The following is a 15,181-nucleotide window of genomic DNA, read 5'->3' on the forward strand; positions in this document are numbered from 1 at the left end:
GGTCAGTCGAAGTGGTCCTCCATCGCGGCGCCCGCGACGGAGGTGCACACCTTGAAGGTTCTGGCCGCCGTGGTGGCGTCGGGTGACGTGAAGGCGATGCCGCGCGGACCGTTGTGCTCGACGGTCGGGACGGCGAGCACCGCCGCGGCCAGATGGGGCGCGTGGAATTCGAGCTCGAAGCGGTGGGGTCGTGCGGGACTGCTGGGCACGGGCCGTGTCCGTCCGTCCGAGTGCTCGGTGTGGAGGCTCTGGGCGCGGACGGCCTCCGTGGCCTGCGCGCGCAGCAGCTCGGCGCTCCGGGCGGGAGGGAGGCACAGTGCGGCGTATCGGCTGACGCATTCCTTGACCGCGACGACGCGCACGTCCGGGGCCCAGGCCCGGGCGGCCTCGCAGGTGCGGTCGTCGCCGGTGACCAGGATGACGGGCACCCCGTGCTCCTCGGCGATCAGGGCGTTCATGCGTCCCTCGTCGGCGGGCTCGCCGTCGATCCGGAAGGCGGTCAGGGCGGTTCCGAGATAGGTGTGCGACAGGACTCCCTGCTGTCCGGCGCCGGTGTGATAGCCGAGGAAGACGACCGCGTCGGCGCGGTCGATCCCCTCCATCATGCCCAGCGGCTTGTGGCGGCCGGTGAGCAGGCGCGCACGGGGGTCGAGGGCCTCTATGAGCAGGTTGCGCTGGGTGTAGTGGGCGTCGTTGACCAGGACCTCGGTGGCGCCGCCGGCGAGGAGGCCGTCGACGACGGCGTTGACGTCGCCGGTGAACAGCGGCCGCATCCGTTCCCAGGAGGCGGTGCCGGGTTCGACGTCGTCGGGGCACGTGACGCCGGTGACGCCTTCCATGTCCGCGGAGATGAGAACGCGTGTCATCGGGATGTCCTTTTCTGCGGGAGAAGGGCGATGCGGTGCCGGGCGGTCTCGAGTAGGGCGTCCGCGCCGAGGGGGACGGTCAGTTGCCGCGGCCCGTGGCCGGCGGGCAGGCCCGCCGCAACCGGGACGCCGAGGTCCGACAGTCGGTCCCGCAGCACGGCCTCCACCTGGTCGCGGGGGCCGCAGTCGGTGAAGTCCCCGAGGACGACGCCTGCCGTACGGTGCAGGACGCCGGCACGTCTGAGTTGGGTCAGCGACCGGTCCAGTCGGTAGGGGTCCTCACCGACGTCTTCGAGCAGGAGGATGCGGCCTTTGGTGTCGGGTGCGGTGGAGGTTCCGACAGAGGAGGCGAGCATGGTGAGGTTGCCTCCAGTGAGGGGTCCCTCGGCCTGTCCTGGCGCGAGGACGGGCCCGGTGAGGGGGAGCGAGTGGGCGGACGACCCGAACAGGGCCGCGTGGAGGTGGCGGGCGGTTTCCTGGTCGTCGTGGAGCGGCCGGCAGGCGGGCATGGGGCCGTGGAGCGTGACCAGGCCGAGGCGGTCGCCCCAGGCCTGGTGAAGGCACGTGATGTCGCTGGAGCCGACGAGCATCTTGGGGCCTGCGGTGGCGAGGCGCGGGTAGTCGAGGCGGTCCGCGATGCGCTGGGTTCCGTAACCGCCCCGTGCGCAGATGACTGCCCGTACCTGGGGGTCGAGCCATGCCTCGGTGAGGTCTTCGAGGCGTTCCTCGTCCGGGCCTGCCAGGTAGCCGAGCCTGTCGGCGAGGAGTCGTGGGGTGGAGCGCACCGCAAGGCCCCAGCTTTCCAACAGGTTCCGGGCAGCGGATGTCCCGGTCACATCCACCGGTCCGGCCGGTGCGACGAGGGCCACGGTGTCACCGGACCTCAACGGCGGAGGGAGCAGGCGGGATCCTCTCGCAGCGTCTTCCGCGGGGGCGCCGCCCGCGGTGACGGCCCTCATGGCCGGTCCGCCGTGCGGGAGGGGCCCGCGGGCCGGCCCGGGCCCGCACCGGGATCTTCGGGGGAGGCGAAGATCCGCTCGTAGAAGCGGATCTCGGCCTCGAGAGCTGCCCGGATGGTCTCGGCGCGCCGCCAGCCGTGCCGTTCGCCCGGGAATTCCGCGTGCTCGTGAGGGATGCCGGCGGTTTTCAGTGCACGGGCCATGGCGGAGGACTGGGCGGGGTCCACGATGGCGTCCTCCAGGCCGTGGAGCAGGAGGGCGGGCCCGCTGGCGTGGGCTGCCGCGAGGACGGGGGAACGCTGTTCGTAGAGTGCGGTGCTCTGCGGCAGGGGGCCGATGAGACTGTCCAGGTAGCGGGACTCGAAGTCGTGGGTGGTGTCCGCCCAGCCGACGGGGTCGGTGATGCCGTAGAAGGAGACCGCGCCGACGAAGGTGTCCGTGTGTGTCAGGGCGGCGAGCGCGGTCCAGCCGCCCGCGCTCCCGCCGCGGATAGCCAATCGGTCGGGATGTGCGAGGCCTTCGGTGACCAGGGCTTGTGCGACGGTCACGCAGTCCTGGACGTCGACGATTCCCCAGGCACCGTTCAGGCGCTCTCGGTAGGCGCGGCCGTATCCGACCGAACCGCCGTAGTCGACGGTCGCGACGCCGATGCCACGGCTGGTGAAGTAGGCGATCTCGAGGTCGTACACCATCGGGTAGTCGCCTGTGGGACCGCCGTGCACGAAGATCACCCAGGGCGGGCGCTCTCCGTCGGAGGTGGTGTGGTGGGGGTGGGTGGGCGGATAGGTGTGGGCGTGCACCGGGAAGGCGTCGGTCCCGGTCCGACCGTGAGCGGACCCGGTCGTGTCGGTCCGGAAGGTGCGGGCCGTGGGGCGGGGCAGCCAGGCCGGGTCGACGCAGGGGGTGGACGGGGAGGAGACGATCCGCGCCTCGTGGTCGGGTGCGGCGCCGAGGGCGGGGACCGCGGCGGTGAAGACGGCGTAGGGAAGGGTCGTGCCGGCTCCGACCGCGACCAGGCGGCCGGCGTTGGCGTCGATGCTCTGGACGAAGTCGGTGTAGGGCAGGTCGAGATGGGTCAGTGCGGGCAGCCCGAGTCCGGCGTCCGGATCCACCAGGGAGATGCGCCGTCCCGCGCCGGTTCCGTTGACGGCCACCGCGCGTCCGTCGGGAAGAGGGGCGAACCATGAGGCGCCCGGTTTCCACAGGGCACCGCCGAACTCCTCCTCGGCGGCGGCGACAGCCTGTGCGGGGCCTCCCTCGGCGGGCACGAGGTGCAGGTTCCACCAGCCGTCGGGGTCGGTCACCGCCCAGAGGGTGTCGGCGTCCCTCCACTCGGCCTGGACCACGGACTCCCCGGGACCACCCGCTCTGACGCCGTGGACGCCGGCCGTCCCGTCGTTGTGCAAGGGTGCGACGCACAGCTCCGTGCCGTCCCACGGCATGTTCGGATGGTTCCATCCGATCCAGGACAGGTGGCGGCCGTCCGGGGACGTGCGGGGGCACGTCATGAATCGGTGGGTCGCGGCGATCGTCCGTTCGGCGCCCGTGCTCAAGGAGACGGCCACCAGAGCACGTTCGACGTCGCGCACTCCGCCGAGACGGGTCTCGCGGATCGCCCAGACCTCGTCACGCCCCGGAGGAAGGTAGAGATCGCCGTAGGTGACGTTCTTGCGCGTCGGCGTCAAGGGCCGGGGCGCGTCGTGACCGTCCGGGCAGTGAAGGTAGAGACGCTGGTCGTGCCAGTGGGTGAAGACGATACCGTCACCGGTCGGACGCCAGCTCCGCCCACCGTACTCGTGGAGGGCGTTTCGGGCGTCGAAGCCGGCCGGGAGCACGTCCTCGACCTCGCCGTCCGGCCTGGCGCGCACGACGCAGCGGCGCCCGGCCTCGTGGGGTCGTGGTTCGTCCCACCAGACTTCGTCGTCCACCAGGGAGACCCAGCCGGGCGTGCCGTCCTGGCGGGCGACGGCCGCAGCGGTGATCTGGGAGTTCCAGGCCCGGAAGGCGCTCGGCGCGGTCCGGGCGGCGGAAGGGTGATTCATCGGGGTTACCGCCTTGTGCCCATGCGAATGGGCGTCGCGAAGGTTGATCGAAGAGGGTGCGTGCCCGGGATCGGATACGAACCGGGTGAGGGGAAGTGCGTGTTTCTTCTTCCGCCGAGGGAGCTGCGGAGCCGGGTGTTTCGCCGGTCGGGTCTCGGGGCGCGAGGGAGCACACGTGCGAGGTACGTTCAGGTGGCCGCAGGTGTCGTTCGGGCGAGCAGGGATCCGCCCGTAGCCGGGGTGCGTGGGGCAGGCGCAGGGGCCGGATGCCTTACGGCGGCGGGCAGATGTGCACCGTGCCGTCACGTGAACCGCGGCTGTGCGGCGGAGCCGTTTTCATGACCCACACGTTAGAGAGGTGGCCCGGACCGGGGCGATCAACAAAAAGTCCCGGCTCGGAACGAGGGACACGACGTTTCGTCGGTCATCGGGATCGTCATGCCGGGCGAGTCGGAGTGGGACCGGACGGCGCGAGCCCGGCACGGTCGGAGAGACGTCCCCCAGGCGGCGGGTCCGGAAGTGCCGTACGGGTCACCAGTTGGGGTCGAGACCGGGCACGTGTGCGGGGAGGGGCAGGTCGGGCGGGTACAGGAAGTAAACCACTCCCCCGCCGCCGGACGCCGACAGCCACACGCGTTCGAACTCCCCGCGCGGGTAGGTCCTTCGCACGTCTTCGTCGGTGGCGGAGAGCGGATCGTTGACGACGACGTCTCCGTCGTCCGTGAACCCACAGACGATCTTGATGCTGCCGGCCGGTGAGTACCCCGCGCCCGCCAGTTCGCCTATGCGGAAGCTCTGGGCCGTGGCGATCGGAATGCCCGCGCAGATGAAGCGTTCGAGCTCGCTGAGTGAGCGCAGACGCGTGACCAGGCCCCTGAGTCCGTAGCGGGCGGGATAGGCGGCGTTGAAGGCCCAGTTTCCGCACCCCTTGTAGGCGTAGTCGTACACGGCGCGGGCCGTGAAGTCGACCTGGGGGGCGGTGTCGGCGGGGTCGATCCACGCCGTCTCGTCATCGGTCGGGCCGTGGCCGAAGTACTCGACCAGCATCGCGGTGCAGGTGGGTGCCGACCATGCTTCTCCGCCTCCGTCCCACTGCGGGCTGTGGCCGGTGTGCACCTCCTGGGAGCGGGGCGGTACGTCGAGGACCTTGCCCCATGCCCCGGCCGGTCCGCTTACCGCTTGGCGGTGGTCGGCAGGGGTCGACGACGCGGCGAGGCAGAGGGCCCGCACCACGGGTCCTTCGGGAGCGCCTTGGGCGCGCGCCAGCCGGACCTCGAGTTCGTAGGCGAGCGCGGGCCGGCCGGGAGACGCTACGAAGACGTCCACGTCCGCCGTTCCGAAGGGGTCTGCCTGGCCGGGCACGGTGGTGCGGTGCACCATGTCGTCGTCCGATGTCCAGTGCGCCATGACGTACCAGGGAGAGGTGTCCCCCTGCGCGTCGCGTACGCGGAGTCCGACCATCAGCCGGGTTCCTGCCGGGGTGAGCGCCGTCCACGAGGGGATGAGCTCCTGGGCGGGGAAGGGCAGCTCACGCCAGCCGGTGGAGCAGGTCGCGTAGTCCCAGTCGAGCGTGGCGTGGCCGTGCTGATCCACGAAGGTCTCTTGCCCTTCGGGGTTCTCCAGTCGCAGGGCCCCGTCCGACCAGGCCGTTCCTCCGAAGGTGGCGTCGGAGAAGTGACAGGCCTCTGACCAGCGGTGCAGCACCGCCTGGGGCTCGAACGGGTCGTTCATGCGCCCACGGTTCTCGCCTGTCACGGTTTTCCTGCCGCTCTCTCGTAGCTCCGGTACGGCCCTGCCTGTCGCTGGCGGCGGGCGGGGCCCCACATGGTAGCGGCCCGGACTTCCCGACAAGGAGTTCCAGGCCGCTCCGGGTGCCGCCTGCGGTCGGGGGCCTGTCGTTCGGATCGGATCCTAGTTCGGTACGCGAGGCAGTCCGGCGGCGGACGTCAGGACGACGTCGTCGGCCTTGACGAACATGATGCGGTGGCCGAACTGCACCTGGTGGTACCTGAGTGCGCCGCGGACCACGGTGTGGCCGGCGAGCTCGAAGGTCTTGGAGTGGTAGTACTCACCGTTGACCGTCTGGCCGACGCTGTAGAACTGTCCTGGTTGGAGTGTGTACTGCAGCGGCGCCAGGGGCTGGACCGGAATGTCGGCGGGATACGCGGCGGGCTCCGGGTAGGCGCGGCCGTAGAGCGGCGCGCTGTCGAGTCCGGGGCGCAACTGCGCCACCATTCCCTTGGCGGGCAGCGTCATCGCGTGGCGGGGGTCGTTCTTGAACCAGCCCTTCTGTCCCAGGTACCACAGGGCCGTCCAGTCGCCGCGGCGCTCGGCCACCACGTACTTCTGCCCGGTGCTCACACGCGCGGCGTGGTTGTAGACGGACCAGGTGCCGGGGGACGGCCGGATGCCGGCGTCGGTGACCAGCGGGGCGTCGTCCCGGGGTTCGCTGCGCAGCGTGATGGAGGCGGACCCGTGCACGGGGCAGAGGTCGGCGGGGGTCGCTCCGCAGTAGTACGGTTCCGTGTTCGAGTCGTAGTCGGGTCGGATGGTCACCAGCGACGAGGTGGCCTTGCCCTGGGCCTTGAACGGCTTGCCCAGGAGGTCGAAGTAGTGGTCCCAGTCCCAGTAGGGGCCGGGGTCCTGGTGCATGCCGGCGACGGTGGCGGGCACGGTGCCCGGCACGTTGTCGTGGCCGATGACGTGGGCCCGGTCCAGGGGGACGTCGTACTTCTTGGCGAGATGGCGGACGAGGCGGGCGGACGTCCGGTACATGGCTTCGGTGTACCACTGGCCGCCCTCGGCCAGGAAGCCCTCGTGTTCGAGACCGACGGACTTGGAGTTGACGTACCAGTTGCTGGCGTGCCAGCCGACGTCCTTCGCCCGCAGGTGGTTGGCGATGTGGCCGTCCGCGGAACGGAGACTGTAGTGCCAGGACACGTAGGTCGGGTCCTGGACCAGCTTGAGGGTCGTGTCCCAGGTGGCTTCGGTGTCGTGGATGACGATGTAGTCGATCGCCTGGTTGTACGGGCGGTTCGAGAGGTCGTGGTTTCCGAAGTCGCCCGGCTCTTCCGAGAGCATCTGGTAGGGGGCCGGCGTCCAGTCGCAGCCCAGGTCGCGGGGGCACTCGGCGCCTGGCACGGTGGCCTTCAGCCCGAGCCTCTCCAGCTGATGGGTCTCCGGCCGGACGGGCGCGGGGGGAAGGGTGACGACGGTCCCGTCGTCGGTGCGGCGCGACTCTCCCGCGTTGATCAGTGAGAAGACGTCGTCGGCGAACCGGCGGGCCGCGCCCGTTTCGCCGGCGCCCGAGTAGGCCGCGACCGCCGCGTACCACTGGGCCGGGTCGGTGCTCAGAGGCAGTCCCGCTGCTCGCTGGTGGGCCGCGAGGAGCGCGGCGCCACCTTCGATGTTGGCTGCGGGGTCGGTCCTGAGGCGGCTCGTGGGCAGTCCCGTGAGTGCTGCGGCTCGGCTCAGGGTCTCCAGTGAGGCGGGGAGCCGTTCCTGATCTACGGGTGTTTCACGTCGTACGAGGGGCGGCCGGGACGCATCGCCTCTTGGGTCCTCGTGGCCGCTCGAATGGTGGTGCGTCTCGGCGAGCGCCGCCCGGGCGTCGGTGAGGTGCATGGGGCCGAAGCCCGCGTCGACGCTGGGCGCGCCGTGGTGGTCGTCCCAGCGGCTCTGGAGGTAGGAGACCGCGAGCAGGACCGTCTCGGGCACGTGGTGGCGCTCGCCTGCCTCGTGGAAGAGTTCCGCGCGGGACGGTTTCCCGGCGCTGGTGTCGTGCTCGGTGGCCACGGACGAGCGGGCCTGAGCAGGGGGTGCGGCGAGTGCTCCGGTCATCAGGACCGTCACGATGGCTGCTGCGCCGGCTGCTCGCCGGCGCGGGACGGGTCTTCTCATGTGCTTCTCCTCGTGAGGGGGAAATGGCAGGCTGTGGGGTGCTCGGCTCCGTCGCGCGTGCGCAGTTCCGGTTCGACCAGGCACTGTTCGCGCGCGTAGGGGCAGCGGGTGCGGAAGCGGCAGCCGGACGGCGGCGAGGCGGGGGAAGGAAGGTCCCCTTCCAGGAGGTGCTCGTCGTCGGCCGCACGGCGTCTCGGGTCCGGAACGGGTGCCGCGGCAAGTAGGGCGCGGGTGTAGGGGTGGCGGGGGGTCGTGTAGATCTGCTCCCGGGTTCCGGTCTCCACGATCTTCCCCAGGTACATCACGGCGATCCGGTCGCACAGGTGCTGCACGACCGCGAGGTCGTGCGAGATGAACACGCAGGCGAGACGGAGGTCGCGGCGGAGTTCCTGCAGCAGGTTGAGGACCTGCGCCTGGACGGAGACGTCGAGGGCGGACACCGGCTCGTCGCACAGCAGTAGTCGTGGGCCGAGCGCCAGTGCGCGTGCGATTCCGAGACGCTGGCGCTGTCCGCCGGAGAACTGGTGCGGGTAACGGTCTCGGTGGGTGGGGTCCAGGCCGACGGTTTCGAGGAGTTCGTCCACGCGGCGCCCGCGGTCGGCCCTGGGGACGGCTTCGGGGTGGATGGCGAACGGTTCTCCGACGATCTGCCCGGCGGTCATGCGCGGGTTGAGGGCGGTGTACGGGTCCTGCAACACCATCTGGACACTACGGCGGACGGTGCGGAGTTCCCGGGAGGACAGGGAGAACGGATCCTGCCCGTCGATCACGACGCTGCCCGAGGTGGGACGGTCGAGGGCCATCAGGAGTGAGGCCAGGGTCGACTTGCCGCAGCCGGACTCGCCGACGATGCCGAGCGTCTCCGCCGGACGAACGGTCAGGTCGACGCCGTCGACCGCTCTGACCGCTCCCGTGCGGCGTTTCAGCAGGACGCCTTCCGTGATCGGGAAGTGACGGGTGAGCGCTGTTGCCTGGAGGAGGGACGGAGCGGCCTCAGCCAACGGGGACACGGTGAACCTCTTCGGCGAAGTGGCAGGCACTGCGGTGTCCTGCGGGCGAAAGGGTCTGGTAGGGGGGTGCTTCACTGGCGCAGCGCGGTTCGGCGCGGGGGCAGCGGGGGTGGAAGGCGCACCCGGTGGGAACGGAGGAGGGCAGTGGTGGGGCACCACTGATGGGGACGAGCGGCTTGCCCATGCGGTCCAGCCGGGGGACCGAATCGAGGAGGCCCCGGGTGTAGGGGTGGCCGGGGCGGGTGTAGAGGTCCTCCGCCTCGGCGGACTCCACTGTGCGGCCGGCGTACATGACGGTGATGCGGTCGGCCGCCTCGGCGACGACGCCGAGGTCGTGGGTGATCAGCAGCAGGCCCATGCGGGTTTCGTCCTGGAGCTGTTTGAGCAGCCGCATGATCTGGGCCTGGACGGTGACGTCGAGGGCGGTGGTGGGTTCGTCGGCGATGACGACTTCCGGGTCCAGGGCGAGCGCCATCGCGATCATGACGCGCTGGCGCATGCCGCCGGAGAACTGGTGGGGGTAGTCGTGGATCCTGCGGGCGGCGGCCGGGATGCGGACACGGTCCATGAGGGCGACGGCCCGGGCTAGCGCTGCTTTGCGCCCCGTCCCCCGGTGCACCCTGAACATCTCGGAGAGTTGGTCGCCCACCGTCAGGACGGGGTTGAGCGCGGTGAGCGCGTCCTGGAAGATCATGGAGATGCGTGTGCCCCGCACTGTCCGGTGGTGCTCCGGCGGCATGGAGAGCAGGTCCTCGCCGCGGAGCCGGACGGCGCCTTGGGTGATGTGCGCCGGCGGGGTGTCGAGCAGCCCCATGACGGCCTGGGCCGCTACGGACTTACCGGATCCGGATTCGCCCAGCAGTGCCAGGGTCTCGCCTTCGCGGAGCGTGTAGGACAGACCGTTGACCGCGCGAATGGTGCCGCGTCGGGTGCGGAATTCGACGCAGAGGTCGTCGACCTCCAGGAGTGGAGAGGTGTCGGCGGACATGGGCGCTCATTTCAGCCGGGGGTCGAAGGCGTCGCGCAGGGCGTCCCCGAGGAGGATGAAGCTCAGGACGGTCGCGGACAGGAAGAGAGCGGGGAAGAGGAGCAGGTGGGGATAGTCGAGGACGAAGGCCTGGGCCGCATTCAGCTGCAGGCCCCAGGAGACCTGGGGGTATTGCAGGCCCACGCCGAGGAAGTCGAGTGTCGCTTCGCCGGAGATGACCGCTCCGACGTTGAGCATGGCGACGACGACGACCGGGGTGATGGCGTTGGGGAGGATGTGACGCAGCATGAGGCGCGCGGGCCGTGCCCCGAGCATGCGGGCGGCCTTCACGTAGTCGGCGTCGGCCAGCGCGATGACCTGGGAGCGCATGATGCGTGTCATGGTCGTCCAGCCCAGCACGGTCAGGACCAGGATCATGGCGCCGAGACCGTGGTCGGGAAAGGCGACCAGGATGACGGTGGCCCCGAGCACGAAGGGCAGGCCGAAGAAGATGTCGGTGATGCGGGAGACGAGGGCGTCGAGCCAGCCCCCGTAGAAGCCGCACAGGAGACCCAGGACGACGGCGATGAGCAGGGAGGCGGCGGTGACGGCGAGGCCGGCCAGTAGCGAGGGCCGGGTGCCCCGGATGACCTGGGCGAGGTAGTCGCACCCTTGCAGGTCGAATCCGAAGGGGTGGCCGGCGGAGGGGCCCAGCTTTGAGTTGGCCAGGTCGCAGCGGCCTCCGGCTTCGGTGAGCAGTGAGGTGAACACGCCGGGTGCCAGGGCCATGGTCGTCATGAGGAGCAGGGTGATCAGGGCGGCCCATACCGTGGGGCGCTGTCGGAGTTCGAGCCACGCGTCCTTGCTGAGGGAGGCCCGCTGCCGTGACGGCGGGGGCGTCTTGGGGGAGGCCGTGTCCTCGGCTGTGTCGCTCGTGGCCTCCAGGGTCCTGGTGGTGTCAGTCATGACGGATCCTCGGGTCGAGCAGCCCGTAGAGCAGGTCCACGAGCAGGTTGGCGAGCAGGAAGATGAGCACGAGGGCGGTGGTGGTGCCGACGACGACGGGTCCTTCACGCAGTTGGATGGACTGGAAGAGCTGCTGGCCGACGCCCGGCAGGTTGAAGATGTACTCGGTGACGATGGCGCCGGCCATGAGACCGCCCAGTTCCAGTCCGAGGAAGGTGACCACGGGGATGAGGGAGTTGCGCAGGGTGTGCTTGACCACGACGCGCCGTCGGCTGAGCCCCTTCGCATGGGCGGTGCGCACGTAGTCGGCCCGGAGGTTCTCGATGAGAGAACTGCGCGTGAGCCGGGCGACGTAGGCGAGCCCGAAGGAGGCCAGGACGAGACCGGGCAGGAGGAAGGCCAGGGGCCAGCCGCCTTCGGTGCCCGCCACCGGGAGCCAGCCGAGCTGTACGCCGAAGACGAGCTGGGCCAGGTACCCGACCACGAAGACGGGGACGGAGATGACCAGAGTGGTGCCGAAGAGTACCGCGCTGTCGTCCCACTTTCCTTTTCGCAGGCCTGCCCATACGCCCAGGGCCATGCCGAGGACGAGTTCCAGGACCCAGGCGGTCAGGCCGAGCTGCAGGGTGACGGCCCACCGGTCGGCGAGCAGGTCCGACACGTCGCGGCCGGTGAAGGTGGTACCGAGGTCCCCGGTGAGGAGGCCGGTGAGGTAATGCGTGTATTGCATCCACAGCGGGTCGTCGAGGTGGTAGCGGGCGCGCAGCTCGGCGAGGACGGCAGGCGGGACGGGTTTGTCGCCGGCGAGGCCCTGGATCGGGTCGCCCGGCAGGACGAAGACGAGGGTGTAGATGAGGAAGGTGGTGCCGAGGAGTACGGGCAGGGCATGCAGCAGGCGACGGGCGACGAATCTCCACATGACGGGCGGCCCCCAGGGAATCGGTCTGCGTGACGCTCCCGAAGGAGGGCCGGCAGAGGGTCGGTGACGGCCTCAGTGGTTGACGGTGACGCGGTCCAGGTGGAGGCCGGCGGCATAGGAGTCGATGACGACGTTGCCGATCCTGTCGCTCCACGCCGACTGGTCCTGCCAGTTCCACAGCGGGATGTACGGCAGGTCACGCAGCGCGATGTCCTCCGCCTCCTGGTACGCCGCGATGGCTTCGCCTCCCTTGGCGGCGTTGCCCTTCGCCACGAGGCTGTCGAACTCCTTGTTGCTCCAGCCCGAGCGGTTGCCGGGGTAGTAGAGGCCGTCGAGGTAGTTCTGGATGCTGGGGTAGTCGATGACCCAGTTCTGCCGGAAGGGGCCCTTGTTCCGTCCTTCGTTGAGGAGCGGGGACAGGTCGGCGGGTGCCATCTTGCGGAACTTGACGTCCTGGATGCCGAGGTTGTCCTTGAGCTGGTTGGCGATGGAGGTCATCCACTGCTCGTAGGTGGCGTCGGAGTTGGAGAAGTAGAGCTCCAGCGGGCCGTCGAAGCCACCGGCCTCGTCGAACAGCTTCTTGGCGGCCGCCGGGTCGTAGGCGCAGGTCTTGCCGCATGCGCCGGGACGGTGTCCGGGGATCATGTCGCCCACGACCGAGGTGGCGGGCTTGTAGACGCCGTTGTAGATGGCCTGGGTGATGCCCTTGCGGTCGATGGCCATGGAGATGGCCTTGCGGATCCGGGGATCCGCGAAGCGGGGGTCCTTCACGGGCAGGCCGAGGTAGTCCATGGTTCCGCTGGGACGTATGGAGAAGCGCTCGCCGAAGAGGCGCTTGGCCTGCATCGAGTTGGCGGCCGGGACGGTCGTCAGGACGTCGACGTTGCCGGCCTGGAGCTCGGTGAAGGCGGTCTCCCGGCTCGTGTAGATCTTGAAGTCGATGCGGTCGGCCATGGCTTTGCGGGGTCCGCCGTAGGCGGCGAACTTCTTCAGCTTGATCTTCTGGTTGCGCTCCCACTGTCCGTCGAGCTGGTAGGGGCCGTTGCCGATCGGCGCGATGTCGAAGACGTCCGGCTTGGCGACGGCCGTCTTGGGGAGGGGGGCGAAGGCGGGGAAGGACAGCAGCATGGGGAACTGGCCGAAGGGGGCCTTCAGGGTGACTCGCAGGGTCGTCTCATCGACGACTTCGAGCCCTGACAGGGTCCGGGCGGTCGGATTGGCGCCCTCTTTCGCCGGGTTGAGCGCGTCGTATCCCTTGATCTGGGCGAAGTAGTAGTTGCTGTCCCAGCCGTTCGGGCCGTAGGCGGCGGCGTTCCACGCGTCCGCGAAACTGGTGGCGGTGACCTTCTCGCCGTTGTGGAAGGTGGTGCCGGATCTGAATTTGACGGTCCAGACGACGTTGTCCTCGGTGGTCCAGGAGAGGGCGGCCAGCGGCTTGACGGTGCCGTCCTTCGGGTCGAGGGAGGCGGGCGGGTCGAAGAGTCCCTGCAGGACCTGCAGGGAGTAGCTGCTGGTGGTGCGACCTGGCAGAAGGTGGTCCGGCTCGGTCAGCGCGACCGAGTAGGCGCCGCCGGGCTTGCTGGACGCGTTGTTCGGCTTCGTCGGCTCTGCCGGGCCGCAGGCTGTGGCGACCAGAGCGAGGGTGAGGGCGACCGGTGCCGCCAGAGCGGTGGGGCGGGCGGTGTTCATGTGCACTGTGCTCATTTCGGGAAGGCGGTTCGCAGCCCTGAACGGGACGACTGACGGACGATTCGTGGAGTGGGGCCGGGGCGACACCGTAGGTATTCGGCCGCCGGGCAGACGATCGACGGATTGTCCAAGCTCCCTTCGGCATGGTGGACATCAGGTCGTTACCGGCTCGCGGCCTTCAGGGCGGAGCATGACTGCGCGCGGCGGTCGGCACGCGAATCCTGCGCCTGCCCGCTGAGGCAACGACCTGGTTCGCGTGCTCGACAAGGGGGTGACGATCACACCGGAGCCCAGAAGCCGAAACAGACGATACATATGGAGCGTTCCGGCCACCAGGCTCATGGCTGTTACTTGCGTGTGGATAGCCGCTCCCCCTCGCTTCACCTGCTGAGCGCCCCACGACGTCCAAAGCAGCACCGGCCGTCCCACAGGCCGACACCACTTCTCCCGCGGAGGCAGCCATGTCATCGAAAGACGCAACCGGTTCACCGCCCCGTCCCGCCCTCGACCGCCGAACGGTCCTCACCGCTCTCGCAGCGGCCGGTTGCACCGCAGCACTCGCCCCTGTAGCAGCTCATGCCGCCGAGCCCTCCGGCCCTTCCGCCAAGCGGCAGATGCGAGGGGTATGGATCGCGTCCGTGGTCAACATCGACTGGCCTTCACGCACGGGCCTCGACCCCGCCGCACAACGCGCGGAGTTCGTGAGGCTGGCGGACAACGCTCTCGCCCTGGGATTCAACGCCCTGTTCGTGCAGATCCGACCGACAGCCGACGCCTTCTGGCCCTCGCCCCTCGAACCCTGGTCGGAGTGGCTCACCGGTACGCAGGGGCAGGATCCGGGATACGACCCGCTGGCCTTCATGATCGAGACGGCGCACCAGCGGGGCCTTGCGTTTCACGCCTGGTTCAACCCCTACCGGGTCTCGATGCAGGCCGACCCGTCCCGGCTGGATCCTCGGCATCCGGCCCGCACGAACCCGGAGTGGACCCGTTCATACGGCGGCAAGCTCTACTACGACCCCGGCGTGCCGGCCGCCCGGCGCTTCTGCCAGGAGGCCATGCTCGACGCCGTCCGGCGCTACGACATCGACGGCGTCCACTTCGACGACTACTTCTACCCGTATCCGACAGCAGGTTCGGACTTCCCCGACGAGGAGACTTTCCGCATCCATGGGGCGGGCTACGCGGACAAGGCCGCCTGGCGCCGCGCCAACGTGGACCTCATGGTCCGCGAGATGCGGGACGCCGTACGCGCCATCAGGCCGAACGCACTGTTCGGTATCAGCCCTTTCGGCGTCTGGCGCAATGCCACCACGGATCCCCGCGGATCACGAACCGCCGCCTTCCAGTCCTACGACGGCCTGCACGCGGACACCCGCGGCTGGGTCGAGCGGGGTTGGCTCGACTACATCGCCCCTCAGGTGTATTGGCACATCGGACTGCCGGTGGCCGACTACGCCGTCCTCACGCCCTGGTGGGCCGAGGTGGTCCGGGACACGGACACCGAGCTGTGGATCGGGCAGGCGGTCTACAAGTCCGGGGCAGCCGGCCAGCCGGCGCCCTGGCAGGACGGCAAGGAACTCACGCGCCACCTGACGCTCAACGCCACACTTCCCGAAATCGGCGGTGACCTGTTCTTCAGCGCCAAGGATGTCCGGGCGGACCGCGTGGGAGACTTCGCCGCCATGCGGCTGGCTCACTGGCGAGAACCCGTTCTGGGCCCGTTGCCGGCACGCTTGGGCAAGCGGCCCCACCTGCTCCGCCCCGTCGTGAGGGTTCAGCGGGAACCCTCCACCGGTGCCGCCGTTCTCCGCATCTCCGCAGGTGCGCCGGGCAGCAAGCACAGTCCTTTCCGTTACGCGA

The 15,181-nt window shown here is 69.7% G+C and carries 10 protein-coding genes and 1 pseudogene; 1 reads left to right on the forward strand and 10 read right to left on the reverse strand.

Features of this window, described 5'->3' with window-relative positions; all coding sequences use genetic code 11:
• Positions 1–2: 2 nt before the first annotated feature.
• From ACWGSR_RS22705 to ACWGSR_RS22750, 10 genes are all read right to left on the reverse strand, one after another.
• Positions 3–866 carry a M55 family metallopeptidase gene (locus tag ACWGSR_RS22705; protein WP_376235556.1) on the reverse strand — a complete coding sequence of 288 codons (864 nt, stop codon included), beginning with the start codon at positions 864–866 and terminating at the stop codon, positions 3–5.
• Positions 863–1,825 (reverse strand): S66 peptidase family protein, encoded by a 963-nt coding sequence (locus ACWGSR_RS22710; RefSeq protein ID WP_376235553.1) that lies wholly within the window; start codon positions 1,823–1,825, stop codon positions 863–865. Before ACWGSR_RS22710 ends, ACWGSR_RS22705 begins: the two co-directional genes overlap by 4 nt.
• A complete protein-coding gene (locus ACWGSR_RS22715; RefSeq protein WP_376235550.1) occupies positions 1,822–3,867 on the reverse strand; it encodes an alpha/beta hydrolase family protein in 2,046 nt (681 codons plus the stop codon). Before ACWGSR_RS22715 ends, ACWGSR_RS22710 begins: the two co-directional genes overlap by 4 nt.
• Positions 3,868–4,398: 531 nt before the next feature.
• Positions 4,399–5,598 (reverse strand): C39 family peptidase, encoded by a 1,200-nt coding sequence (locus tag ACWGSR_RS22720; RefSeq protein ID WP_376235547.1) that lies wholly within the window; start codon positions 5,596–5,598, stop codon positions 4,399–4,401.
• A gap of 180 nt (positions 5,599–5,778) precedes the next feature.
• The gene (locus tag ACWGSR_RS22725; RefSeq protein WP_453568498.1) at positions 5,779–7,767 is read right to left on the reverse strand and encodes an N-acetylmuramoyl-L-alanine amidase; all 1,989 of its coding nucleotides are present in this window, start codon (positions 7,765–7,767) and stop codon (positions 5,779–5,781) included.
• A complete protein-coding gene (locus tag ACWGSR_RS22730) occupies positions 7,764–8,777 on the reverse strand; it encodes an ABC transporter ATP-binding protein (RefSeq protein WP_453568500.1) in 1,014 nt (337 codons plus the stop codon). The genes ACWGSR_RS22725 and ACWGSR_RS22730 overlap by 4 nt, the downstream gene beginning before the upstream one ends.
• Positions 8,761–9,765: an ABC transporter ATP-binding protein gene (locus ACWGSR_RS22735; RefSeq protein ID WP_453568502.1), complete on the reverse strand. Its 1,005-nt coding sequence runs from the start codon at positions 9,763–9,765 to the stop codon at positions 8,761–8,763. Before ACWGSR_RS22735 ends, ACWGSR_RS22730 begins: the two co-directional genes overlap by 17 nt.
• 6 nt (positions 9,766–9,771) lie before the next feature.
• Positions 9,772–10,710 (reverse strand): ABC transporter permease, encoded by a 939-nt coding sequence (locus ACWGSR_RS22740; protein ID WP_376235534.1) that lies wholly within the window; start codon positions 10,708–10,710, stop codon positions 9,772–9,774.
• Entirely contained in the window at positions 10,703–11,629 is a 927-nt protein-coding gene (locus tag ACWGSR_RS22745) for an ABC transporter permease (RefSeq protein WP_376235531.1), read from the reverse strand. The genes ACWGSR_RS22740 and ACWGSR_RS22745 overlap by 8 nt, the downstream gene beginning before the upstream one ends.
• 72 nt (positions 11,630–11,701) lie before the next feature.
• Positions 11,702–13,333: a peptide ABC transporter substrate-binding protein gene (locus ACWGSR_RS22750; protein WP_453568505.1), complete on the reverse strand. Its 1,632-nt coding sequence runs from the start codon at positions 13,331–13,333 to the stop codon at positions 11,702–11,704.
• 446 nt (positions 13,334–13,779) lie between these two features.
• Here ACWGSR_RS22750 and ACWGSR_RS22755 point away from each other — a divergent pair.
• Positions 13,780–15,021 (forward strand): annotated as a pseudogene (locus ACWGSR_RS22755) (glycoside hydrolase family 10 protein); the annotation flags it as partial.
• Positions 15,022–15,181: the final 160 nt, after the last annotated feature.

Source organism: Streptomyces sp. NPDC055632, from assembly GCF_053618675.1.